The 22975-nt window shown below is 60.5% G+C and carries 21 protein-coding genes; 9 read left to right on the forward strand and 12 right to left on the reverse strand.

Annotated features, from left to right (window positions below; all coding sequences use genetic code 11):
* Positions 1 to 63: 63 nt before the first annotated feature.
* The 9 genes from WDO70_00580 to WDO70_00620 form a co-directional block, all read right to left on the reverse strand.
* A complete protein-coding gene (locus WDO70_00580) occupies positions 64 to 579 on the reverse strand; it encodes a hypothetical protein (GenBank protein MEJ0061720.1) in 516 nt (171 codons plus the stop codon).
* 3 nt (positions 580 to 582) lie between these two features.
* Positions 583 to 1749, reverse strand: a complete 1167-nt coding sequence (locus WDO70_00585; protein MEJ0061721.1) for a hypothetical protein — start codon at positions 1747 to 1749, stop codon at positions 583 to 585.
* 214 nt (positions 1750 to 1963) lie between these two features.
* A complete protein-coding gene (locus WDO70_00590) occupies positions 1964 to 4948 on the reverse strand; it encodes a type IV secretion protein IcmB (protein MEJ0061722.1) in 2985 nt (994 codons plus the stop codon).
* Positions 4949 to 5120: 172 nt separating this feature from the next.
* The gene (locus tag WDO70_00595; protein MEJ0061723.1) at positions 5121 to 5795 is read right to left on the reverse strand and encodes a type IV secretion protein DotN; all 675 of its coding nucleotides are present in this window, start codon (positions 5793 to 5795) and stop codon (positions 5121 to 5123) included.
* Positions 5796 to 5804: 9 nt separating this feature from the next.
* Positions 5805 to 6221 carry a hypothetical protein gene (locus tag WDO70_00600; protein ID MEJ0061724.1) on the reverse strand — a complete coding sequence of 139 codons (417 nt, stop codon included), beginning with the start codon at positions 6219 to 6221 and terminating at the stop codon, positions 5805 to 5807.
* A 250-nt stretch (positions 6222 to 6471) separates the two neighbouring features.
* Positions 6472 to 6885 carry a hypothetical protein gene (locus tag WDO70_00605; GenBank protein ID MEJ0061725.1) on the reverse strand — a complete coding sequence of 138 codons (414 nt, stop codon included), beginning with the start codon at positions 6883 to 6885 and terminating at the stop codon, positions 6472 to 6474.
* A 130-nt stretch (positions 6886 to 7015) separates the two neighbouring features.
* Positions 7016 to 7432 carry a hypothetical protein gene (locus WDO70_00610; protein MEJ0061726.1) on the reverse strand — a complete coding sequence of 139 codons (417 nt, stop codon included), beginning with the start codon at positions 7430 to 7432 and terminating at the stop codon, positions 7016 to 7018.
* A gap of 153 nt (positions 7433 to 7585) precedes the next feature.
* The gene (locus WDO70_00615; protein ID MEJ0061727.1) at positions 7586 to 8608 is read right to left on the reverse strand and encodes a hypothetical protein; all 1023 of its coding nucleotides are present in this window, start codon (positions 8606 to 8608) and stop codon (positions 7586 to 7588) included.
* Between the two features lie 111 nt (positions 8609 to 8719).
* The gene (locus tag WDO70_00620) at positions 8720 to 9298 is read right to left on the reverse strand and encodes an SIS domain-containing protein (protein ID MEJ0061728.1); all 579 of its coding nucleotides are present in this window, start codon (positions 9296 to 9298) and stop codon (positions 8720 to 8722) included.
* Positions 9299 to 9428: 130 nt separating this feature from the next.
* Between WDO70_00620 and WDO70_00625 the strand changes: the two genes are divergently transcribed.
* The 3 genes from WDO70_00625 (at position 9429) to WDO70_00635 (ending at position 13338) form a co-directional block, all read left to right on the forward strand.
* On the forward strand, positions 9429 to 10844 hold the full coding sequence (locus WDO70_00625) for a mannose-1-phosphate guanylyltransferase/mannose-6-phosphate isomerase (protein MEJ0061729.1): 1416 nt from the start codon (positions 9429 to 9431) through the stop codon (positions 10842 to 10844).
* A gap of 266 nt (positions 10845 to 11110) precedes the next feature.
* Positions 11111 to 12268 carry a glycosyltransferase family 4 protein gene (locus WDO70_00630; protein MEJ0061730.1) on the forward strand — a complete coding sequence of 386 codons (1158 nt, stop codon included), beginning with the start codon at positions 11111 to 11113 and terminating at the stop codon, positions 12266 to 12268.
* Between the two features lie 53 nt (positions 12269 to 12321).
* Entirely contained in the window at positions 12322 to 13338 is a 1017-nt protein-coding gene (locus WDO70_00635; GenBank protein ID MEJ0061731.1) for a GGDEF domain-containing protein, read from the forward strand.
* Here WDO70_00635 and aspS read toward each other — a convergent pair.
* The gene (aspS, locus tag WDO70_00640) at positions 13300 to 15114 is read right to left on the reverse strand and encodes an aspartate--tRNA ligase (protein ID MEJ0061732.1); all 1815 of its coding nucleotides are present in this window, start codon (positions 15112 to 15114) and stop codon (positions 13300 to 13302) included. The two genes, WDO70_00635 and aspS, sit on opposite strands and share 39 nt — an antisense overlap.
* A 67-nt stretch (positions 15115 to 15181) precedes the next feature.
* Here aspS and rnd point away from each other — a divergent pair, with 67 nt between their 5' ends.
* On the forward strand, positions 15182 to 16342 hold the full coding sequence (gene rnd, locus WDO70_00645; protein ID MEJ0061733.1) for a ribonuclease D: 1161 nt from the start codon (positions 15182 to 15184) through the stop codon (positions 16340 to 16342).
* A 10-nt stretch (positions 16343 to 16352) separates the two neighbouring features.
* On the opposite strand, the gene WDO70_00650 is transcribed toward rnd, so the two are convergent.
* Positions 16353 to 17039 (reverse strand): hypothetical protein, encoded by a 687-nt coding sequence (locus WDO70_00650; protein MEJ0061734.1) that lies wholly within the window; start codon positions 17037 to 17039, stop codon positions 16353 to 16355.
* A gap of 243 nt (positions 17040 to 17282) precedes the next feature.
* Positions 17283 to 18515, reverse strand: a complete 1233-nt coding sequence (locus WDO70_00655) for a hypothetical protein (protein MEJ0061735.1) — start codon at positions 18513 to 18515, stop codon at positions 17283 to 17285.
* Positions 18516 to 18655: 140 nt separating this feature from the next.
* Here WDO70_00655 and msrA point away from each other — a divergent pair, with 140 nt between their 5' ends.
* The 5 genes from msrA to WDO70_00680 all read left to right on the forward strand — a co-directional run bounded on the left by msrA (position 18656) and on the right by WDO70_00680 (position 22676).
* The gene (gene msrA / locus WDO70_00660) at positions 18656 to 19135 is read left to right on the forward strand and encodes a peptide-methionine (S)-S-oxide reductase MsrA (protein ID MEJ0061736.1); all 480 of its coding nucleotides are present in this window, start codon (positions 18656 to 18658) and stop codon (positions 19133 to 19135) included.
* Positions 19117 to 20955 carry a cobaltochelatase subunit CobT gene (gene cobT, locus WDO70_00665; protein ID MEJ0061737.1) on the forward strand — a complete coding sequence of 613 codons (1839 nt, stop codon included), beginning with the start codon at positions 19117 to 19119 and terminating at the stop codon, positions 20953 to 20955. The genes msrA and cobT overlap by 19 nt, the downstream gene beginning before the upstream one ends.
* A complete protein-coding gene (locus WDO70_00670) occupies positions 20952 to 21626 on the forward strand; it encodes a PAS domain-containing protein (GenBank protein ID MEJ0061738.1) in 675 nt (224 codons plus the stop codon). Before cobT ends, WDO70_00670 begins: the two co-directional genes overlap by 4 nt.
* A 25-nt stretch (positions 21627 to 21651) precedes the next feature.
* Positions 21652 to 22323: a sensor domain-containing diguanylate cyclase gene (locus WDO70_00675; protein MEJ0061739.1), complete on the forward strand. Its 672-nt coding sequence runs from the start codon at positions 21652 to 21654 to the stop codon at positions 22321 to 22323.
* A 161-nt stretch (positions 22324 to 22484) separates the two neighbouring features.
* Positions 22485 to 22676 carry a hypothetical protein gene (locus WDO70_00680; protein ID MEJ0061740.1) on the forward strand — a complete coding sequence of 64 codons (192 nt, stop codon included), beginning with the start codon at positions 22485 to 22487 and terminating at the stop codon, positions 22674 to 22676.
* Positions 22677 to 22975 lie beyond the last annotated feature (299 nt).

Below are 22975 nucleotides of genomic sequence, written 5' to 3' on the forward strand. Positions count from 1 at the left end.
TCTACATCATGATCGAAACTCAAGAATTGGCCTTCATCTCCCCTTATTTTTATACTGCCTGCTTTACTGCCTGCCCAGAACGGTGTCCGCGTCCGCCGGCGTTCCGGGCTTGAGAGCCACGGCGGGAGCGGCTCTGCCCGCGCCCGATACCGCGGCTTGCTGCTGCATCGCCATGGCGTTCTGCTGCGCCATGTAGCTCAGATTCACCACCGTCCACCAGGCGGCAAGAAGAATGGCGAGCACCGTCGCCGTCATGGCGCCGATCCGCAAGGTCTTGGCGCCCGTGCTGTTCGGATTGCCGAACATGGCGGTTTCGACGGCGGCGAGCGCCTCGTCCACCGCCAGCCGGTCGTCGAAGCGCGCCACGGTGGTAAACTCGCCCTTGGGCGCCATGATGCCCAGCTCCCAATCGGCGGCGTGTTTCTGGATCGCGACGGCGAAGCTGTGATTTTTATCGAGGTCCATGCGCCATATCGTCGGCGGATTGCTGACCCGGAACGTCGCGACCAGCGTATGGCCGACGATCTTCGCCTTGACCTTGGCGTTGGAGCCGGGAAAAATATTTTGCCATTGATTCATGTCTTACGCCTTCTGCATGCGGCCTTTTGCGGCCTTGGGGGGGATCTCGACCTGATTGTTCGCCAGATACTGGTTGATGGTGATGAGCGCCGTATCGATTCTCGGAATCGGCAACGGCTTCTTGGCGGCCTGCTCGGCCATGAAATGCGCCATGGCGCCCGCCGCCTCGCTATGAAAGGAGCGCCGTCCGAGATTGTTCAGCGGATACCATAAATTCCGGTCCATGCCGCGCAGCCATAAGAATGTCGCCGGCGCCAGCACGCCGCCCATGGTCCGCCCCCAGCGCAGAACGCCGAGAAGCGCCGTCGTCGTATAGGCATGCTTGGAAGCGATCTGGAGAGCCTTGCCGCCGACTTCCGGATCGCCGATAATTTCGTCGATTTTCTTGGCGAGCTTGAGCGGCATGTGAAAACCGGTCTTGGCCGACCAGCACACGGCGATTTCGCTTAAAAGATCGTCGCTTTCCGTCCGTTTCTGGATACCCTTGAGCGCGAACGCGGCATAAAGCGCCCGCAGATGCGGCGGCAGGGCTTGGGGACCCGCCCATCGCGCGCCAAGCTGTCCGATGAGCGCGCGGCGCACGGCCTCCCGCTCCGGCAAGCCATCGGCCAGCTTGATATCATGATAAGCAAGCCATTCCTCGGGCGACAAGGCTTCGGCAAACAGCGGCAATTGGGCGGGAATTTCCGCGCCGGTCGAACGCGCGCTGAACTGTCCCGGATCGAATTTGACGATCGGATTGAGGATCGGCCAGATTTTCGCCTGCGTGCCGATCAAGCCCTCCAGATCGTATTTGCGTTTGAATCGGTTGTGATTCGAAAAGAACAGCATGGAAAAACCCGCGGCCGACACCAGCGCGGCCACCGGCCAGCGAAAATACGCGCCGACGATATCGGTCGTGAGCAGAAACTTCTCGGTGGTGAATTCGGCGAGCTTGGGGTCTTCCGGCCCTCCAAGCCATGTGGGCAGAAGCGCTTTGATAAGGCTGGTATAATCGCCGAGAGCGACGATGTTGATGAGCGTCAGCTCGAAAAGCCGGACGAAACGCAGCACCGCCAGGAATTCCTCGCTATACGAATACCATAAACCCCAGCCCACAAGACACACTGAGACGATCAGCAGCGTGAGGATGATTAACGGCTCGTCGGTAACGCGGGACTGTTGGCTCATGGCATCCGGCTCAATGAGAGTTAGGGCTGTGAGAGTTAGGATTCTCCGCAATAGGCTTCGTCAATTTGAAAACCCAAAAAAACTCGGTCGCATTTGGGTGCTTCCATTGCCTTTTCACAACAATGGCGCCCTGATTTCTTCAGCTTTTCAAGCGCTCTGACTATATCCGCCCAAGGGCCGCTTGGCAATGGATCGGATGGGGATCGGATGATCGCTATTCGACCGCGCTCCGCTGTTCGTGCAATGCATAATTATGAATTTCCTCCGCGATCTCGGTAATGACCATGGACGTGGCGCCGGCTTCCACTTCGCCGCGCTCGGTGCGGGCGATGACGCGGCGGCGGATTTCCGGCCGCGCGGTGCCGCCCTGGAAGAACATGCCCAAAAGCCGGCGCGCGCGAGCCGCGCCGATCTTATTGTAAAGGCTGTTGCGAAGCGTCACGTCTTCGGAGGACGTGGACAGCGCCCAAAGCTCGATCGGCCCCAGCGTATTGATAAGATGCTGCTCGTAACGCCCTTCGTTGGTGCCAAGGATAAGCAGCACGGGCGCGCCCGACGGGCGGGGGCCGGTCAGGCGGTAGCGCATCACCCAGCGCGCGGTATCAGAAAGGCCGAACCGGTCCGCCGTGTCGGCGATCGCCCGGTCGGAAACAGCCGCGCCGCAAATCCATACGCCGGTGGCGAGATCCACCATGTCCTTGGAGAAATCGTCCAGCAATTGCGACGCCAGGATCACCTGAACGCCCCATTTGCGGCCTTCGCGCACATCGCGGATCACCTGGTTGCGCACTGCCGGGGTTTTGCTGGTGCGATGGAATTCGTCGAACGATATGCGCTTGGGCGTCTCGCGAATTTCGCGCATCCGGCCTTCATGATAGGGGCGATACATTTCCGGAATGTTCTTGAGCGAGTCCGGCCCGATCCACCATTGGCGGATCATAGCATGGCGGGCAAGCATATACATGATGGCCGTCTGGCGGTCGGCGATTTCGTCACCCTGCGGCGCCACATCCTGCAAGTCGACGGCGCAGACCCGCGTCGCGCCGATATCGAATCGCGTCACCGAGGCGAGGATCGGGAATTCGCGCACGGCGGAGGCGACCATGCGCTCGAAAGCGTGGATCACGCTTTCGGCCGAACTGCCGATCTGGGTTTCCTCGAGCAAGGAGCGGATTTGCGGACGGCGCGAGGCCGTCACAGCGTCGACCAGCGTCGGCACGGCATGGCGTTGCGCCAGCATCGCCTCGTGATGCAGGCCTTGCGCATGCAGGGCGTCCACGACTTCCCACCAATAAGGATCCGGCGGCAAATGCATATTATGGCGTGAGATCGCTTCGTCCACCTCGGATTCAATGCGCAAAAGATAGGGGCGGCCCTCGGTATTGGCGCCTTTTTCATCGCGCCACCGGTACATTTCGTCGATGCAAAGACCGACCAGCTGCGTCATGCCGTCATAAGGCTGGCTTTGTCCCGCCGGCGTGCAAAGCAGGGTCAGCAATTCGGCAAGGTAGGCGCGCTCGTCCGGCAGGGGATAACGGCATCCAAGCTGGGTGTCGAAAGGATTGATCGCGTAATCCGGCGTCATGCGCAGCTTGAAGTGAGTCGCCTCATAACGGCGGTCCAGCGGCAAAGCGTCGCGCAGCAGCGAGATCAGACCCGACGACGAGGGGCCGATGTCGAGAATGGCGATGAAAGGAAGTTTCGCGGTTCCCGCCGCAAGGCAGGTGCCGAGATTGAGCGCGTTCAGCAGCACCGATTTGCCGGCGCCCGGTTGCGCGAAGATCAGATCGAACCAGGTCGTGGTGAGCGACGACCCCGGCTGATAAGGCCACATCCTGCCGTCCGTCGTGCGGAACAGCACCGAGCCTTCCTCGAACGGGGAAGAGGCGCGCTGCCATGGCAGCATCTTGGCCACTTCGCGCAAAGGCGCGACGACCGCGGGCGCTGTCGAGGCGCATGCCACCCCCAGCGCCGAGGACATCGTGCATTCGAGCGGATCGCCGCCCGCGCTCGACGCCTGGCAATAGCCCCAGGATTCGAGCGCCTGGATCAGCGACGACTGGCGGGTTTCAAGAAGCCTGGTTTCGCCTTCGGGCGCGAAAGTAGCGAGCGATACCCGCAATTTGACGACGGCCTCATTCTGCGACAGGGCCTGCAGCGTCTCGAGCGAATTTTTGATGGACTTGTTGATTTCGGCGGAAAAAGCCAGAACCCCCGCCAGGAACATCTTCAGCCCGATTTGCGCCGCGCCGCCGCTTTCGATCAGAAAAGACAGGCGGAACGGGGTTTCGGTATCGATAAGCCGCGCCAGCAGCTGCGGGAAAGGCGAAGGCTCGGCCGGGGCCAGCGTCATATCCACCGGAGACCAGACATAACTGCCGATCTTCACGGAGGTCGTCGTCAGAACCTTGCCGTCGCCGACGCATATCTGCTGCCTGAGCGGCGGCCATAGAACGTCGGAATAATCCTTGGCCTTGCGGCGCGAGCGCACGGTGAGGGGATCTCCCGGCAAGTTCGGATGCCAGGTGTCATGGCGCAAGTTGGGATAAATCGAGGTCCGAACCGCCGTGAGCGCCTCGTGCACGTCGCATATCCTGCATTTGATGCCGAGTTCGTCCATCGACGACGTTACGGAACCGACGAAACTGCGGTGCCGCGTGCGCAACGCCTCAAGCCCGGCGAAGGGAAATTGCGCGCGAGGCGCCTTGAGCCATTTTCTTTTGCGGCGTTCTTCGGTGGATTTTTTCAATTCGTTCGCGGTAAGCGCGTAAGGACGGCTCCACAGCACCAGATAAATATCTTCAAGGACCAGGTAACGCGCCAAATTCCGTTTGCGCTCGTTCAGCAAATCGTCGAGATCCAGCCCGACCGCCTTGGCGGCCGCGCGGTTGGGGCGCATCGCCCGGTCGATTTCCAGCCCGACCGCAGCGGGATCGCGCATGAAATAAAATTGCAGCGCATGCCCCGCGCGATCGAAGCGCGAACCGAGCTTGGTGCTGAACTGATCGATGAGCCATTGATATTCGGAGTCGCCGATAATTTGCCGCGCTCCCAGAACCTTCACATAAGACACCAGCGAGCCGTCGCGCGCGGCAAGGGTTTGCCCGTCGTCGGAAGTTTCGAGTTCGATATAGGCTTCGACTGGTTGCCGGGCAGCCAACTGGATAGCCGCCAGCATTTCGTCAAAAAAATTGATCATCCTGTCCGTGTTTCGGTAATGAATAACGAGATAGGTTTCGCAAGCATAGCAAGAGGTATAGGATTATGAATTAAATATGGCAAATTGGTTAATACGGCGCATGAAAATAAAATGTTTTCTTAATATGCCCTTTCCAGCCGCCCGGTGATGGGCACAACCTGAGGGTTGCGCTTCATGAAGCGGCAGGGAACTGTCTGATCCAGCCATCAACCGGGGCGCCCGCAAAAGGTCCCCTGGGCGACATCCAATAGTCGAGAATTGCCGGAAACTGATCGGTGGCGCCTCCTTCCCCCCGGGTGGCCCCCAGGCGGCGGTTAAGGGGCAAAAGCCGGATGCCGGCCAGTTTTTTCTCCCGGGCCTGATATTCTTCGGCCGAAAGATTCTCGAGCAGCGCCGTGCCAAGCAGCAGCGGCTCGTCGCTGCCAAGCCGTTTTTTAGCTTCGGCGCGGCGGGAAAGCAGGGAATCGAGCGCGGCTTGCGCGCGGCTTGCGAGCAATTCCTGCCTGCCCTGGGCGCGGGCGACGTAGATGGCGCGGCATAAATGATGCAATTCCGCCTGAGACATTTCAGGCAGCCAAACCAGGTAACCGGAGCCGACAATGCCGACATTTTCGAGCGTGAAGCATTGTTCGCAAAAAATGCAGGCCGTCAGCGCGGCGCGCTCATGCCCCGCCCAAGCGCCCTGAACGGTGCGCTGGAATTTTTCTGCCCTGAAACCGCAGAACTGGCAGACGAAATCATCCTGCCGCCATACGGCATCGGGCGGCGGCGGCTTCGCAGGCCTGGAAAGAAACTCGGCGCCAGACTTGCGCCTGACGCCGAGGGTAATGGGCAATAGATTTCTCAAGCTTCCCGCTTAGAACTGGCCGTCGACAAACTGGGTCTTGCCGGTCAGGTTATTGGTCTTGAGCACCGCTCCGGCAAGGCCGGGGAACGCCAGGAACGCCGCGCCGGTGAGCAGCACGCCGAGCGCCGGGCCGAGCTTGTTCTGCGCCGCGTTGTCGGAGTGAGCCTTCAGCTTCATGATGCCGTAGGCGCAGAAGCCGGTGCCAACGATATAGCAGAACCAGGAAATGACGTTCGGCATGCCCGAGCTTTGGCTTTGCAGCTGCTGCATCGTCGTGGCGAGGTCGGTGGAGGCCACGGCGTTGGCAGAACCGCCGATAGTGCCCGTTGACGCTGCCGCATGAGCCAGCTCCGGCGACATCGCCGCGAGAACTGCCGTGGCGGCCAAGGCGTATTTCGTCATATTTTTGATGTTAAAACGCTTCATTTTGCTCTCCGTTGGTTGGTTGATGTTCGATCCGTTACCGGATTCATAACGACATTATCTTGCACTAACTCTAATCCACTTTCCACCACAACCATTAAGAATGCGTGAAATTATGAATCTAGCAATGGATTTCAGCATTTTTTCCTGGCAGGTTGCGCCATCTAAAATGGGGGAGCCTGGAAAGAAACTCGGCGCCAGACTTGCGCCTGACGCCGAGGGTAATGGGCAATAGATTTCTCAAGCTTCCCGCTTAGAACTGGCCGTCGACAAACTGGGTCTTGCCGGTCAGGTTATTGGTCTTGAGCACCGCTCCGGCAAGGCCGGGGAACGCCAGGAACGCCGCGCCGGTGAGCAGCACGCCGAGCGCCGGGCCGAGCTTGTTCTGCGCCGCGTTGTCGGAGTGAGCCTTCAGCTTCATGATGCCGTAGGCGCAGAAGCCGGTGCCAACGATATAGCAGAACCAGGAAATGACGTTCGGCATGCCCGAAGTTTGGGCTTGTAATTGCTGCATCGTCGTGGCGAGGTCGGTGGAGTTCGTCGCGCCGACAGAACCGCCGATAGTGCCCGTCACTGCCGCATGGGCCAGCTCCGGCGACATCGCCGCGAGAACCGCCGTGGCGGCCAAGGCGTATTTCGTCATATTTTTGATGTTAAAACGCTTCATTTTGCTCTCCTCTGGTTGACATATGTTCGATCCGTTACCGGATTCATAACGACATTATCTTACATTAATTTCGTGCGACTTTCCAACACAATCATTAAAAATGGGTGAAATTTGCGCTACCCAATCAAGCTTAGAACTGGCCATCGTTAAACGTATTCGAGTTAGCGCCGAGACTGACGGTCTTGACGATCGCTCCGGCGAAGCCGGGGAACGCCAGGAACGCCGCGCCGGCAAGCAATGTGCCGAGCGCCGGGCCGAGCTTGTTTTGCACCGCATTGTCGCTGTGGGCCTTCAGCCGCATGATGCCGTAGGCGCAAAACATGGTGCCGACGATATAGCAAAACCAGGAGATGACGTTCGGCATCGACGCCGACTCGCTTTGCAGCCTGCCCGACAGCGAAGCCAGGTCAGTGGAGTCGCCTGCCGCCGCGGTGCCAATTTGCGCGGTAGCGCCCGCAGCGTGGGCCAATTCCGGCGCCATCGCCGTTATCATGGCAAAAGCGACAAGCCCGTATCTTACCGCGTTGCCGGTATGAAATTTCCGCATCTTGCTCTCCTCAAACTTTGCCAACCGATTTTTCCCCGGCTTCCAGGATTTCGGCCATGCTTGCGTTTTATTATATATGCAATGCTTTCATCTTTACCCTAAACATTTTATATTAAAATGCGGTAAACTGGTTGTGGCGCTGAACCCCGTGGATCAGCTCAGGAATTTGACGCCGAACGTCCATTCCATCGCCTCCAGGAACATAATGATATTCATGCACAGGGCGCCGCCGATGATATGGGTGAGAGCCCCGCCCATCGTCGCGTTGCCGACTCCCTCGACATGGGATTTAGCCAAAAGCCAGCCGCGAATAAAACCGATAAAACCGACGACCTGCATGAAGGTCAGGACCGCGACGAAAGCCAGATCGAAAGACACCGTATCGGCCGTATTGATCCCGAGGCCGGTCCAATCGATAAGGCCGCGTCTATTCGCTAAGGTCTGATCGGCGTAAACAAGCTTGGAGCCGACGGCGACGCCGGAGCTGAAAAGAGATCCCATCACGACATCTTTCGCCCGCACCATCCACAGCAGCAAAGCGCCGAAGGCGACATTGGCGATGATGGCGTTCATCGAAGCCGAGCGGTCGGTATTGTATTTGGCCATTTTGTTGACGCCGCGATACATGAAAACCGCGCCCAGAATATAACAGACCGCATTGCCGAGCGCGAAGGCCGGTCCCGAAATATTTTTGGCGAAATTGATCGCCATTTTGTCAAGCCCTACGACCGGCGTCAGCGCGGCGACGGTCGCGGCAGTGCATGTAGCGGCGCCGCCCACGTTACTGGTAGCGCCATACAGCGTTTTGACCATCGCTCCCGCGAAGCTGGGAAGGGCCATGAACAAGCCGCCGGCAAAACCATAAAGAATCGCCTTAAACAAGGGGTTTTGTTTAGGATTTTCGGTGTGATCCCGCAACATGAACAGGAATTTAGCGCAAAAGAACGTGCCCGTAATATAAGCGAGCCAGGAAATAAAATTGGCAAGGCTGAAACCGCCGGGCACCATGGATTTGTTGAATATACGGCACATCAGCGCGCCCATGCTGTCGGCCGTCGCCGCATGGGCTTCATGCGGGGCCAAAACCAGCAGGGGCGTCAGAAAAAGAAAAATCGCCCAGCCGAAATTCTTACTGCGACACGATGCCGGTTGGAGTTTTCGTTTCTCTGCGAACATCAAGCAGCATCCTCATCAATGCTTCAGAGGCAAAAAGATTCTAAGCAACTGAATCCCTAAACCTTTATCAGACCCCAGAAGCATTAAAAACTTGTTAAAAATCGATTATTTTCAGCCGGATGCTCCCGCGCAGGCCGCTTCGACAGCCTCGCAGATGTAATGGTAAAGGCAGACATGAACCTGCTGAATATCCGGCGTATGCCGCGACGGCACATCGATCAGAATGTCGGACAAGGAAGCGAGCTTGCCCCCGCCCTGGCCGGTCAGCGCCAAAGTCGTCATTCCCAGCTCCCTGGCCTTGACGAAGGCTTCCACCACATTGGGAGAATTGCCCGAGGTGCTGATACCCCACAGCACGCCGCCGGGCTCACCATAGGCCTCTACCTGCCTTGCAAAAACGCTATTGTAGCCATAATCGTTGCTCCAGGCGGTCAGAATCGCCGAATCGGCGGAAAGGCATATGCATTTCAAGGCCCGGCGCTCCTTCAGGAACCGTCCGACCAGCTCGCCCGCGATATGCGAGGCGTCGGAGGCCGAGCCGCCATTGCCGCAGACCAGGAGCGGCTTGCGCTGCTTGAAAGCGGCGGCAATGGCCTCGACGGCGCGATCAGCCGAAGCCGCCGCCGGCCAGTCCGCCATGGCGGCGATCAGGGCGGCGGACTTTCGTAAATGTTCCCCGATGGGATTCATGGCTTAACCTTTCGTCTGGAGGTCAGGATAATCGCGAAACCTTGCCCGCGGCAAGCAAGAGTTCTTGCTTGCCGGATGGCGGAAGCTTATTTTGCCTGTCCACCATGCTGATTTTAAGGACACAGGGGCCATGCCCAGAATTTTCCCGGTTATTCTGTCAGGCGGCGCAGGCACCCGGTTGTGGCCGCTGTCGCGGGAATTATATCCCAAGCAGTTCCACCGGCTCGGCGGCGAGCATACGCTCTTTCAAGAGACGCTGCTGCGCGTCAGCGGGCCGCAATTTTCGCCGCCGGTGATCGTCTGCAATCAGGAACATCGCTTCATCGTCAATCACCAGCTTCGGGAAATAGGCATCGTCCCCGAAGCCGTGATCGTCGAGCCGGAAGGACGCAACACCGCCCCCGCCGCCGCCATCGCCGCCCTGTTGCTCGAAAACCGCCCGGACGCGCTTTTGCTGATGATGCCGTCGGACCAGGTCGTGACCGACATCAAAAAATTCCACGCCGCGGCGGCGCAGGCCGAGAAACTGGCCGATGGCGGCGCGCTCGTAACCTTCGGCGTCGCGCCGGAATCTCCCCATACCGGCTATGGCTATATCCGTCGCGGCGCGGCAAGCGCCGTCATGCCCGGCGCATACGAAGTCGCGGGCTTCGTGGAAAAACCCGATGCGGCGACGGCGGAAAGCTATCTGCAAAGCGGCGATTATTACTGGAACAGCGGGATGTTCATGTTCGCGCCGCCGGTTTATCTCAAGGCGCTCGCCGGCCTGCAGCCCGGCATGCTGGACTTATGCCGCGCCGCGCTTGCCGGGGCCAAAGAGGATTTGTTCTTCAGGCGTCTCAGTGAGGAATTCCTGCAGATCAAGGGCGATTCGATCGATTACGCCGTCATGGAGCATGTGAGCCATTCCGCCGTCGTGCCGGTTTCCATGGGCTGGTCCGATGCCGGCACCTGGTCGTCCCTGTGGGAGACGAGCGAGAAGAATGCCGAAGGCAATTGCATGGTCGGCGACACGCTGGCCGTCGCGACGTCCAACACCTATATCCGCAGCGACGATTGTCTGGTCGCCGCCGTCGGCGTCAGGGATATGATTATCGTCGCCACCAAGGATGTCGTACTCGTCGCCGACCGCAAGCACGACCAGGCCATCAAGGGCATCGTCGAACAGCTGCGGCGCGACAACCGGCGCGAATCGCATACGCCGCCGGTGATGATACGCCCTTGGGGCTGGGCCAAATCGATCGACGAGGGGCCGCGCTTTCACGTCAAGCAGATCCAGATCGATCCCGGCGGCAAATTGTCGCTGCAAAAGCACTGGCACCGCAGCGAGCATTGGATCGTGGTGACCGGCACGGCGCTGATCACGCGCGGCGAGGAAAGCTTTCTGCTGCGCGAGAATGAATCGACCTACATCCCGGCGGGAACAGTGCATCGCCTGGAAAATCCCGGCAAGGTTCCGCTGCGGATGATCGAGGTGCAGTCGGGCGAATATCTCGAGGAAGACGACATCATCCGCATGGAAGACGCCTATGGCCGGGCGGGCTAGGGTCAGGACCCATTAATATCATGAGGTTTTGTTTGAGCAAAAAGGCCGGGATGCTAGGAAATGAGCGCAGCCGTAGTCCATCTACGGCAAGCGAAATTGACAACGCAGACCGGCCTTTTTGCTCAAACCCCCTTAGAAACAAGGATGGGGGCGCGGCGAAAAAAGCCGCCCGGCGTTCTCAAAGACCTTGCAGGTAGACACCGTTACCTGCTTCGGTCTTTTCGTAGCCGGACAGCTTTTTCGTCAGCGCGAAACCCATGATATTTATGAGTCCTGACCCTAAAGCGCCGCCTGACAAGCTTCGGGTTCTCATCTGGTACTGGGGCCGCAAGGGAGCAGGACCGCTTTATACGTTTGAGCTGCTGCGGGCATTCGCCGCCCACCCCGGCCTTGAGGTCACCGCGACGCTGGCCTACGACAATGAGATGCTGGCCGAAACCCACGCGCTCGGGCTGCCGGAATATATCGTGAAGACTTATCAAAGCCTGCCGCAATTCGCGCTGGCGACGCTGCGTCTGCCCTGGCTGCGGCGGGAGTTCGGAAATTTCCTGAAGCGCGGTCGATTTGACATCGTCATGTCGCCCATGTCGCATCTGTGGACGCCCTTCATGGCCGATCTTGCCGCCAAAAACGGCGCGGCCTATATCGCGGCCCTACACGACGCCGAGCCGCATCCGGGTGAAAATCAACCCCTATGGTCATGGCGCAGGAAACGCGAGATCGCGCAGACCGATCATATCATCGCACTGTCCGAAAGCGTGGCCGCGAAACTGGCGGCAAGCGGCATCGCCAGGCAGAGCATCAGCGTCATCCCCTTCGGCGTTCCGGCGATGGAGGACATCCCGCCATTACCGCGACAGTTCCCGCACGGACGCAAATTCCTGTTCATGTTTTTCGGACGGATCATGGCCTATAAGGGCCTCGACCGGCTGCTGGCCGCCTATGCCATCTTGCGATCAAGACGGGATGATATCGAGCTTGCCATCGTCGGCGCGGGCGATCTTAGCCCTTACAAAAAACAAATCGGCGCGCTGCCGGACATGACCGTCGTCAATCGCTGGATCGGCGAGGAGGAAATCCCGTCTTTCTTGAATCAGGCGGACGCGCTGGCGCTGCCTTATATCGAAGCCAGCCAGTCGGGCGTCACCTCCATCGCCTATGCCGCGGGACTGCCGGTCGCGGCGACTCCCGTCGGCGGCCTCGCGGAACAGGTGATCGATGGCGAAACCGGCGCGCTGGCCCGCGACGCATCGCCCCAAGCCATCGCCGAGGCCATGGCCAAGCTATGCCGCCCGGCCTTTTACGAACGCTGCGCCCAGGGCGCGATGGAATACCGGCAAACATGGTCATTCGCGGCCCAGGCCGGTCTTTACGCCAATTTATTCGCCGAAGTGAAGGCAAAACAGCGGGTTATCGCGTCTTAACCATGAAAGTAATTCAGGGATTTTTAGCGTCTTTATTGTGATATAATCGTCCGATGAATACGAAACCTCCGAGTTCATCCATAGACCCTTGGCAAAACTATGAGCAAAGGGCGCAAACGCTTGCACAGCAGGCCGACCCGCAAGCTCTGCTGAATCTCGTGCAAGAAATGTCCGCGGCGGGCAAGCAGCTTACGAAAAACCTCATGACCGATTCCCTGACCGGCGCCTATAACAGGCATGGCTGGGACGTGCGCATGCAGGAAAGAATGGCGCATCTTGCGCGCCATCCCGAACAGACCGACATGGTCGTATCGGTTGATCTCGACAAGCTGACCTTGATTAACAACACCTACGGCCATAATGCCGGAGACGCCGCGATCAGGGCCATCTCCCAGACGCTTAAATCCTCGGTCAGGCCCGACGACGACATCGTGGCGCGCACCGGCGGCGATGAAATCAGGCTGCGGCTCGGCAGCATCTCGCAGGAAGACGGCGAGAAGCGCATCAAGAGCCTGGAATACAAACTAAGCCAGCTGGCCATTCCGGTGCAGCATGAAGGCCGCGAAATCATGCTCCCGATCTCGGCGAGCCTCGGCGGCGCATTGTTGAAGCATGGCGACGATCCCGACGCGGTTTTCGCCGCCGCCGACGAAAAAATGTACGCCAGCAAGACGGCCAAAGGCGTAAGCCGGGAACAGCTCGAGGCCGCCGTCGCCGACCCCCCTTCCACCGAGCGCAGCAGGACTTCCGCCGCCACTCCGGACAGTCCAAACCCCCTTCCGCAAACGCCGAGGGCGGGAACGCAATATTCGGATTTGGCGCGCACCGGTTTTAATAGCGTCGTCGATGTCGTTGCCCAGGCCGAAGCGGCGGCAGCGACCCAAAAGGGAACTACGCGCAAGGTAGCAAGCTTCGCCGCGACGCTCGCCCGCACCGGCTTCGACGCCCTTCATCAAGCGATAGACAACAAAAAGCCCGACGCCGTTCCCGAATCCGGCAAGGTCGCCAAGACCGCGCCGCAAAACGGCAATCTAACCCGCAGGCTTTTCCGGCTTGGCCGGGAGGGATAATCTTAGGTGCAGTTCCTTCAGCCGCGCGTCGTCCACGCTGTTCGGCGCCTGCATCATCAAATCCTCCGCCCGCTGGTTGAGCGGGAAAGCGATGACCTCGCGGATATTCGGCTCGTCGGCGATCAGCATGACCATGCGGTCGATGCCGGGCGCCGAGCCGCCATGCGGCGGCGCGCCCAGCTTCAGCGCCGACAGCATGCCGCCGAAGCGCGTTTCCAGATCCTCCGCCGCATAGCCGGCAATCGCGAAAGCCTTATACATCACCTCCGGCAAATGATTGCGGATCGCGCCGGATGATAATTCAATGCCGTTGCAGACGATGTCGTACTGATAGGCTTTGATGGTGAGGGGGTCTTGGGTTTCCAGCGCGGCAAGCCCGCCCTGCGGCATCGAGAACGGGTTGTGGCAGAAATCGATTTTCTTGCGCTCTTCGTCATACTCATACATCGGAAAATCGACGATCCAGCAGAAGCGGAACGCGTTCTTCTCGATGATATCCATGTCCTGCGCGATCTTGGTGCGCGCCTGTCCCGCCATCTTCGCCGCGACCTTCGGCTGGTCGCAGACGAAGAATACCGCGTCGCCGTCTTCGCAGCCGGTGAGCGTGCGCAATTCGGCTTGTGCTTCCGCGCCGACGAAGCGCGAAATCGGGCCTTTGCCCGCGCCCGCCTCGAACGTAATGTAACCGAGGCCCGGCGCGCCGATTTCCTTGGCCCAGTCATTGAGCTTGTCGAAGAAACTGCGCGGCCTGTCCGAGACTTTCGGCGCGCGGATTGCCCTCACGACGCCGCCTTGGTCGATGATCGTCTTGAAAGCGCGGAACTCGACATCGGCGCGGGCGAACACCGAGGTGACGTCGGCGATGACGAGCGGATTGCGCAAATCCGGCTTGTCGGAGCCGTATTTCAGCATCGCCTCGTCATAGGCGATGCGCGGAAAAGGCGGCTTGGTAATTTCGGGATGCGCCGGGCGGCGGAAGCCGCCGAACTCGTCGAACAGGCCGTAAAGCACCGGCTCGATGGCGGCGAACACGTCGTCCTGCGTGACATAGCTCATCTCGAAATCGAGCTGATAGAATTCGCCGGGGCTGCGGTCGGCGCGGCTGTCCTCGTCGCGGAAGCAGGGCGCGATCTGGAAATAGCGGTCGAAGCCCGCGATCATCAACAGCTGCTTGAATTGCTGCGGCGCCTGCGGCAATGCGTAAAATTTTCCGGGATGCATGCGGCTCGGCACCAGGAAGTCACGCGCGCCTTCGGGCGACGAAGCAGTCAGAATCGGCGTCTGGAATTCGTTGAAACCGGACTCGGTCATACGGCGGCGCAAGGATGCGATCAGCTTGGAGCGCAGGACGATATTCTCCTGCATCTTCTCGCGCCGCAGATCGAGGAAGCGGTAGCGCAGGCGGACTTCCTCGCCCGCGTCCGAGTCGCTGTTAACCTGGAGCGGCAGCGGATCGGCGGCGCTCTGCACCGTGAATTCCGCGATATCGATCTCGATCGCGCCGGTCGGCAGATTGTCGTTCTGGGTTTCCTCGGGACGCTTGACCACCTTGCCGGTCACCGTCACGACGCTTTCCATCTTCACGCTCTCGACGGCATGCAAAAGCGGGCTGGAACGGTCGATCACGCATTGCGTCAGGCCGTGATGGTCGCGCAGGTCGACGAAGACCAGGCTGCCGTGATCGCGCTTGCGGTGCACCCAGCCGGAAATCCGGGCGGTTTTTCCGGCATCTTCGAGGCGCAGCGCGCCACAGGTATGGGTGCGATAGGGGTGCATGGGGGACTCTGTAAATTATGTAAGTGCGCACTTGAAACCACGCCAAAAAACGTGTTTTGTCAAGAACATGAACCTTATCACCACCACCGGCGCGCTGGCGTCTTTTTGCAAAAGCCTGGCGGAATCGCCCTATATCGCCGTCGATACCGAATTCATGCGCGAGCGCACCTACTGGCCGCGCCTGTGCCTGGTACAGGTGGCGGGGCCAGACCTCGACGATCCGGCGCAGGCCGCCGCTATCGATCCGATGGCGGACGGCATCGACCTCGCACCATTGCTCGAGCTGCTGAACAATCCCGGCATCATCAAGGTCTTTCATGCCGCGCGGCAGGACGTGGAAATCTTCTACAACCTTACGCAGCGAGTGCCGGAGCCGCTGTTCGACACCCAGATCGCGGCGATGGTCTGCGGCTTCGGCGATTCGGCGAGCTATGAGACGTTATGCGCCAAACTGGCGGGCGCGCAGATCGACAAATCCAGCCGCTTCACCGACTGGTCGCTCCGCCCGCTGACCGAAAAACAGGTCGTCTATGCGCTCGGCGACGTGACGCATCTGCGTGTCGTCTATAAGAAACTGCTGGAGCAGATTGCGGCCACGGGGCGCGAGACTTGGCTCGCCGATGAAATGGCTTCGCTCGCCGATCCCGGCCTCTATCACGTCACGCCGGAGAATGCCTGGCAGCGCCTCAGGCTGCGCCACGAAAAGCCGCAGACTATGGCGCTGGTCAAGGCGCTCGCCGCCTGGCGCGAGCGCGTCGCGCAAAATGCCGACGTGCCGCGCGGCCGGGTGCTGAAGGACGAATCACTGATGGAAATCGCCCATCACCCGCCGCACGACATGGCGGGCCTGTCGCGGATTCGCGGCCTAGGGCGCGGTTTCGCCGAGGGCAAGCACGGCCAGGAAATTCTCACCGCCGTCGCGGAAGCCAAGAAAGTCACCGTCCATGAAGCCGCGCCGCCGCGCAAGCATCTGCCGAACGATATCGGCCCGGTGGTGGATTTGCTCAAGGTGCTGCTGAAGCAGGTCAGCGAAGAGCATGGCGTGGCGAGCCGCCTGCTCGCCAATGTCGAGGAGCTGGAATTGATCGCCTCCCATGACGCGCCCGACGTTCCGGCAATGCATGGCTGGCGCTATGAGATGTTCGGCAAGCTCGCGATGGCGCTCAAGCGCGGTGAGCTCGCGATGAAGATCGAGGGCCGGAAAGTACGGGTGGTGGAGACGAAGTAGCCGGAATCGCTTACTTGTTATGCTCCGGCGGCTCCCAGGATCGGCCCTTTGCCGGGCGCGCGGGGCCCGGACCGATACAAGCGGGATCGGCCTGAATGACGACGCGGCGGTCCAGGTCGTCCAAAGGTATCCTGTCCTTCGCAGCTTCAAGATGCGGATTCCCGCGAATGGCTTGAATAGCCAGGTCGACCAGCTGCGGCTCGCCGGCGCCAAGCCCGATGCTCTTCATAAAGCCCGCCGAATGGATCATTCTTCTGAGCGCCATCAGGGCTGCTTCCGGTTCCGCTTCGGCGGCTCGCTCCACGAGTCCCGGCCAGCGCGCCAGCGCCTCTGTCTTCAGCGGATTTCCCCGCCGGCGAGCTTGCATGCTTAACGATCCCAGAGGATCGGGATTTATTCGTTCGGCGGCGATTTGCAGCGCCGCGACGGGAGACGCGGCATCAAGGACTCCGTTAAATCCCGCGATGGCCCTCAGCGACTCGGGGCTGCCGGGAGCGGCCAAGGCAGCGGTCGCGTAGGCGTTCACCGCATCTTGCAAATAGGCGCGGCTGGGGTCCCGTCCGAATTCATGCACAAAATAATCGCCGATGACGTTCAGCGGCATGAGCAAATACGAAAGTTTTTCGGGATCGGATGCGCAGGGATGACGCATATCATCCAGCATGCGCCCGACGCCGAACGGGTAATCTTCTTTCATATAAGACAAGCTACGGCGCAGATAACTTGATTCCGGAGCGCGTTCGCAAAGCTCCGCAAGCTCCCGCTCCGGCGATTTCGCGGGCTGAGGGCTTGGAGCGCCTGGCCGGCCGAAATTCCTGAAAAAATCCCACACGCCTTGTAACGACATATCCGTCCCCCTTGAATTCTGTTCAAAAAATCCTGCTCATATGAGCTGCAACCTACAGCATGGCTGCCGCCGGCCGCAACGCCAACAATAGTTTCATTGCCGGTGCGGCTCCGGTAACGCGGCGCGCACGGCAGACGGCAACGCGGGCCGCACCGGCTCGGCGGCGGGCAGCGTCGGCCGCGGAAGATTATAAAGCTCCTCATGGGCGCGGAGGTACAGCAAGCTGCCCGGCCAAGCCTCCGCGGCGGTATGTGCGATGACGGATTTGGCTTTGTCGGCGTTTTGCGCCTTGAGCGTCTCTATGACTCCATCCCACGCCGCGACCGCTTGCGGCTCATAGTTCCGGCCTAGCATGACTTGCGCGGCAGAGTCGCGCTGGATCGTTTGGGCATATTCATCCCTGCCGTAAGACCTGACATGTTTCAGCTTTCCGGCAATCTGCTGGCTTGTTTCAAGGCTGGCCATGACATGCGCGCCATTCGCGGCGGCGGTGAAAACGGCCGCGGCCCGCGCCGGGTCGGTTTCGGCGAGCTTGCCGCCATGCCGGATCAGGGTTTCGACGGTATCGGGAAAGTTTGGGTCCGGACGGTCAATTCCGAGCGTGCTCCCGATGACATTCATATTCGCTTGGATAGCCTGGCCGAGATCGCGTTCGGCGATCCGTTCGATATAAGCCTTGCGGCGAGGAAGGAATTCGCTTTGCAAGAAATCCCCGAACGCTTCCGGCTCGGCATCGGCGGCCCTATAGGCCAAAGTCTCGGTCCATTGCGCCGCCTGGGCGGGATTGAAATCCGCAAGCGCGTCCAGGAACCGGAAGCTGCTGGCCGCCAGCTGGAGGCGCGCGGGGCTTACGGTCGTGGCATCAAACCCGTCGCCCACAGACAATCCATCCCGAATGGCCGCATGAATATCTTTGGGAATAAAGCCGCTCTCGGCCTGCTCGCCTTGCTTGACGAGTGCCGCGCCCGGCTGTTTGACATAGTCGATGAGGAAATCCGCCGCATGATCGAGAATGCGGGCTATGCCTCGCAAACTTTCATGGGTTTGTTCAGTCGTGCTGCCGCCGGAGCCGATAACGCCCGCATAAATCCTGGCCGCTTCATGGGCATGCTCCATGCTCGCTTCCAAAGGGCGCACAACCTCAAGCCGGGCATCGTTTAGTCTTTCCCACGACCCTTCGGGCAGAGAAACAAGATGGGAGGAACATAAAGACCGGGCCCCCTTGGCGAGCGCGTCAAGATTATTATCTTTTTGGGCCGCTTCGCAGGCTTTCAGAGCAACCCAATACGGACTTTCCTCGAGAATTTTATAGCGTTCGGTCAGCACGGATTATCCCCTTATTCTCTATATAAATTGCGTTTATGCAGGCACGGACAATACCATGCCGCTCCGGCTACCCGCCATCTCAACAATAGTTTCATCGCCGGTTAACCATGATATAGTGGCTTTTTATGTCAGGAAATCTCATGACCCAAACCGCGATCTTCGGCGCCGGATGTTTCTGGGGCGTGGAACTTGAATTCAGCGAGACTCCCGGCGTCGTCAAGGCGACCTCCGGCTATAGCGGCGGGGATGTCGAACATCCGACCTATGAGCAGGTCTGCACCGGCGCGACCGGCCATGCGGAAGTCGTGCTGGTCGAGTTCGATCCGGCGATCGTCTCCTACCGCGCGCTGGTGGAAAAATTCTTCGCGCTTCACGACCCGACGCAGAAAGACCGCCAAGGGCCGGATATCGGCACGCAATACCGCTCGGTCATTTTCTTCGCCTCGCCGCAGCAGCAGCGCGAGGCGATCGAGGCCAAGGAGAATCTGGAAAAAGCGCTCCGCTTCAAGCGCCCTCTCGCCACGATCATCGAGCCGGCGCAGGCTTTCTGGCCCGCCGAGGATTATCACCAGCAATATCTGAAAAAACGCGGCCAGGGCGCATGCCGGATAAAAGTTTAATCACCCCGCCTTCGGCCTTGCTGCGCCGCGCCGTGGCCGCGGCGGTGCGGGCGTTGGCGGCGGACGGCGAGCTTGAAATCGTCTATGCCGCCGAAGTGCCCGGCGCGGCGGGCAAGCGGGTGCGGCTGCCGCTGATCGGGGCCGAGCCGGACGCGGACGAGATTGCCGCGCTGCGCGGCGTGGCGGACGACATCGCGCTCAAGCTGCGCCATCACCGCGAGGATATTTTCGCTGCCTCCGCGCCCGGCGGCGATACCGCGCATGCGGTCTTCGCCGCGCTCGAAGAGGCGCGCTGCGACGCGCTCGGCGTCCAGAATCGCGCGGGGGTGCGCGCCAATCTTGCCGCCGCCATGGAGCATGCGTGCCGCGCGAAAGGCCTCGACGGCGCCGAGACGCGGGCGCAAGCGCCGCTTGCCGATATCATGAAATTCGTCGGTTTCGCCGCGCTCACCGGCAACGATCTGCCGCCCGCCGCCGCCCGCGCCGCCGGACTGTGGCAGCCTTGGCTCGCGGAGAAAATCGGGGCGCTGTGGCCCGCGATGCGCGAAAGCCTCGAGGATCAGGCGGCGTTCGGCGCACTGGCCCGCGAGATGCTGCGCGCGCTTTCTCTCGAACTCCCCGACATGGCGGACAAAGAGCAGGAACGCACGACCGAAACGAAAGACGAAACGGCCGCCGCCGAAAGCAATAACGCCGAACAGAAAAGCGACGCGGAGGCCGGCCAGGAAACCGGCGCGGAAACCGACGGCGCACAAGAAACCCAGCCCGCCGAAGGCGCTTCGACGGAAGGGACCGACCAGGGCGCGACGCCGCAAGAAAGCCTGTGGCCGCGCAACAGCGACGATAGCGAAAGCCCGGTCATTTCCTACCGCGTCTTCACCGATCAATTCGATGAGATCGTCGCGGCGGAAGATTTATGCACCAGCGAGGAACTGACCCGCCTGCGCCACCTGCTCGACCATCAGGTCAAGCCGCTGCAAGGGGTGGTGTCCCGGCTCGCCAACCGCTTCCAGCGCCGCCTGCTGGCGCAGCAGCAGCGCGCCTGGGAATTCGATCTGGAAGAAGGCCTGCTCGACAGCGCCCGGCTCGCGCGCGTGGTCGCCGACCCGCTGCTGCCGCTGTCCTTCAAGCGCGAACGCGCCACCGATTTCCGCGATACCGTCGTCACGCTGCTGATCGACAATTCCGGCTCGATGCGCGGCAGGCCGATCACGCTCGCCGCCATGAGCGCCGACATTCTCGCCCGCACCCTCGAGCGCTGCGGGGTCAAGGTGGAAATCCTCGGCTTCACCACCCGCGCCTGGAAGGGCGGGCTTTCCCGCGATCTATGGATCAAGTCGGGGAAAATCCAGCAGCCGGGCCGCCTCAACGACTTGCGCCATATCGTCTATAAGGCCGCCGACTATCCCTACCGGCGCGGACGGCGCAATCTCGGCCTGATGCTGCGCGAGGGGCTGCTGAAGGAAAATATCGACGGCGAGGCGCTGCTGTGGGCGCATAGGCGGCTTCTGTCGCGGCGCGAGGAGCGGCGCATCCTGATGGTGATTTCGGACGGCGCGCCGGTCGACGACGCCACGTTGTCCGTCAATCCCGGCCACTATCTGGAGCAGCATTTGCGCAGCGTGATTGACTGGATCGAGAATCTCGGACAGGTTGAACTGCTGGCCATCGGCATCGGCCATGACGTGACGCGCTATTACCGCCGCGCGGTCACGCTGTCCGACGCCGAACAGCTGGGCGGCGCGATCATGGAACAGCTCGCCATGCTGTTCGAGCGCGACGGCAAGCGTCGCGGGCCAAAAGGAAACCGTGCGGCATGAAGCGCGCCCCAAAACTTACTGCAAGATCCGGCGCAAAATCCGGCGCGAAACCCGGCGCCGAAGCGGCCAAAAAAACGCCGAAGCGCGCACCGAAAAAACTTTCCGCGCCCAAAGCCAAAGCCGTCCCCATCCCCGATTTTCGCGACAGCGTCGAGCACGCGGTGCACGGCGTCATGATCCACCGCAATTTCCGCCCGCTTTACGCCAACGCCGCCTTCGCCAGGCTGTTCGGCTGCAAGACGGCGGGCGAGCTTCTCGCCATGCCGCTGATCCGTCCGCTGATCCCGCCCGACAACTGGGCGCGGATGGAAACCCATCACGATGCCGTCATGCGCGACGGGCGCGGCGGCGATCTGCGCCGCGAGCGGATGCTGACGCAAGGCGGGCAGGAAATATGGGTGGCGCTGACCGAGCGGAAAATCAAATGGCAAGGCGGCAGCGCCGTAGAATGGCACGCCTTCGACATCACCGGCCAGATGCATGGCGAGCAGGAACTTCTCGCCACCGAGCAGCGCCTGCGCGCCATTCTCGAAGTGCTGCCCTATCCGATCATCATTGCCCAGCATCCCGGCGGGCAAATCCTGTTCGTCAACCGCAAGACCTGCCTGTTGCTCTCGCAAAGCGCGGGGGGGACTGCTCAAAAGCCGCACCTTCGACTTCTTCGTCAATGACGAAGACCGCGTCCACTTCCTGACTTTGCTCAACGCGATCCAGGAACTTCGCGAGATGGAGGTGAAGCTCAAGGCGCATGACGGGCGGCAATTCCTCGCCGAGCTTGCCGCCATCGCCATCGATTACGGCGGCCAGAACGCGGTTTTGCTGGCCTTCACCGACATTTCGGCGCGCAAGCAGCTCGAAACCGCCTTGTTTCACGAAGCCAGCACGGACGCCCTCACGGGCGTCAGCAACCGGCGCTATTTCATCGCCCGCGCCGAGCAGGAACTGCGCCGCGCCCGCCGTTTCGCGCGCGGGCTTTCCGTCATGATGGTCGATCTCGACCACTTCAAGAACATCAACGACACCCATGGGCATGCGGGCGGCGACCTGGTGCTCAAGGAAGCGGTCAAGGCTTGCTCCGGCAGCCTGCGCGGCACCGACAATATCGGCAGGCTGGGGGGCGAGGAATTCGCCGTGCTGATGCCGGAAACCGATCTTAAGGCGGCTTTGGAGGGCGCCGAGCGCCTGCGCCGTGCCATCGAGGGGCACAAAATCGCCATCGGCAAGCAGATCGTGCAATGCACGGCCAGCGTCGGCGTCGCCTCGCTGCAGCCTCAGGACGGCGATATCGACGCGCTGCTGCATCGGGCGGATCAGGCGCTCTATCTCGCCAAGCAGGACGGCAGAAATCGGGTTGTCGGCGCGGAATAATCGTCCGCTAACTCTATGATAAATTAGCCACAGGTTCGTTTTCGCCGTTTAAGCCGCCTGAAATGCCATTAAATCGCCTTTTTTGTCCGGCATGGTGATGATCGCTGCGGCTTGAGCCGCATCCCGATCACCCTATCGATCATCATCAAGGAGAACAATCCATGAGAGTAATTTTAGCTTCCGCCGCTTTGGCCCTGGCTCTGGCAGCCGTCCCGGCTTATGCCGCCGAGACCCCCGTCACGTCGACGACCGTCGAACAGCCGGCAAAACCGATGCATAAGAAAATGCACAAAAAGCATGATGTCGTCAAAAAGCATCACAAGAAGACCACGACGGCGCCAGTCGCCCAGTAAGGGTCTTTAAGAACTCTTGAGCGATCGCCCCCTCTCTGTAACGGAGAGGGGGTTTTTCTTTGCCCGCACTCCCATGGAATAAGAAACCGTCTGAAAAGTCATCAGGCCGGAGCAAAAACCGTGCTTTCCGAGATTTGAAATCCATAGGATTTCATGGGAGCGCAGCCTATTGAACATAGGTGAGCACCGGAAGCGCAGGAAAGCGCGGTTTGCAGCCCGGCCTCATGGCTTTTCAGATGGTTTCTAAGATGATCGTCCGGGAAAGTTGCATCCGGGGCGTGGCCCGGCTAATCCTTTTC

The organism is Alphaproteobacteria bacterium, assembly GCA_037200005.1.
Lineage (GTDB): Bacteria > Pseudomonadota > Alphaproteobacteria > UBA9219 > RFNS01 > JBBCGY01.

What these genes read in the sequence shown, in the direction of transcription:
- WDO70_00610 (MEJ0061726.1), bottom strand. Translation starts at nt 7,432, where the DNA reads ATGCGGAAATTTCATACCGGCAACGCGGTAAGATACGGGCTTGTCGCT.
- WDO70_00615 (MEJ0061727.1), bottom strand. Translation starts at nt 8,608, where the DNA reads ATGTTCGCAGAGAAACGAAAACTCCAACCGGCATCGTGTCGCAGTAAG.
- WDO70_00635 (MEJ0061731.1), top strand. Translation starts at nt 12,322, where the DNA reads ATGAATACGAAACCTCCGAGTTCATCCATAGACCCTTGGCAAAACTAT.
- WDO70_00625 (MEJ0061729.1), top strand. Translation starts at nt 9,429, where the DNA reads ATGCCCAGAATTTTCCCGGTTATTCTGTCAGGCGGCGCAGGCACCCGG.
- WDO70_00580 (MEJ0061720.1), bottom strand. Translation starts at nt 579, where the DNA reads ATGAATCAATGGCAAAATATTTTTCCCGGCTCCAACGCCAAGGTCAAG.
- WDO70_00600 (MEJ0061724.1), bottom strand. Translation starts at nt 6,221, where the DNA reads ATGAAGCGTTTTAACATCAAAAATATGACGAAATACGCCTTGGCCGCC.
- cobT (MEJ0061737.1), top strand. Translation starts at nt 19,117, where the DNA reads ATGCCGGATAAAAGTTTAATCACCCCGCCTTCGGCCTTGCTGCGCCGC.
- WDO70_00590 (MEJ0061722.1), bottom strand. Translation starts at nt 4,948, where the DNA reads ATGATCAATTTTTTTGACGAAATGCTGGCGGCTATCCAGTTGGCTGCC.
- rnd (MEJ0061733.1), top strand. Translation starts at nt 15,182, where the DNA reads ATGAACCTTATCACCACCACCGGCGCGCTGGCGTCTTTTTGCAAAAGC.
- aspS (MEJ0061732.1), bottom strand. Translation starts at nt 15,114, where the DNA reads ATGCACCCCTATCGCACCCATACCTGTGGCGCGCTGCGCCTCGAAGAT.
- WDO70_00670 (MEJ0061738.1), top strand. Translation starts at nt 20,952, where the DNA reads ATGAAGCGCGCCCCAAAACTTACTGCAAGATCCGGCGCAAAATCCGGC.
- WDO70_00620 (MEJ0061728.1), bottom strand. Translation starts at nt 9,298, where the DNA reads ATGAATCCCATCGGGGAACATTTACGAAAGTCCGCCGCCCTGATCGCC.
- msrA (MEJ0061736.1), top strand. Translation starts at nt 18,656, where the DNA reads ATGACCCAAACCGCGATCTTCGGCGCCGGATGTTTCTGGGGCGTGGAA.
- WDO70_00650 (MEJ0061734.1), bottom strand. Translation starts at nt 17,039, where the DNA reads ATGAAAGAAGATTACCCGTTCGGCGTCGGGCGCATGCTGGATGATATG.
- WDO70_00680 (MEJ0061740.1), top strand. Translation starts at nt 22,485, where the DNA reads ATGAGAGTAATTTTAGCTTCCGCCGCTTTGGCCCTGGCTCTGGCAGCC.
- WDO70_00630 (MEJ0061730.1), top strand. Translation starts at nt 11,111, where the DNA reads ATGAGTCCTGACCCTAAAGCGCCGCCTGACAAGCTTCGGGTTCTCATC.
- WDO70_00605 (MEJ0061725.1), bottom strand. Translation starts at nt 6,885, where the DNA reads ATGAAGCGTTTTAACATCAAAAATATGACGAAATACGCCTTGGCCGCC.
- WDO70_00585 (MEJ0061721.1), bottom strand. Translation starts at nt 1,749, where the DNA reads ATGAGCCAACAGTCCCGCGTTACCGACGAGCCGTTAATCATCCTCACG.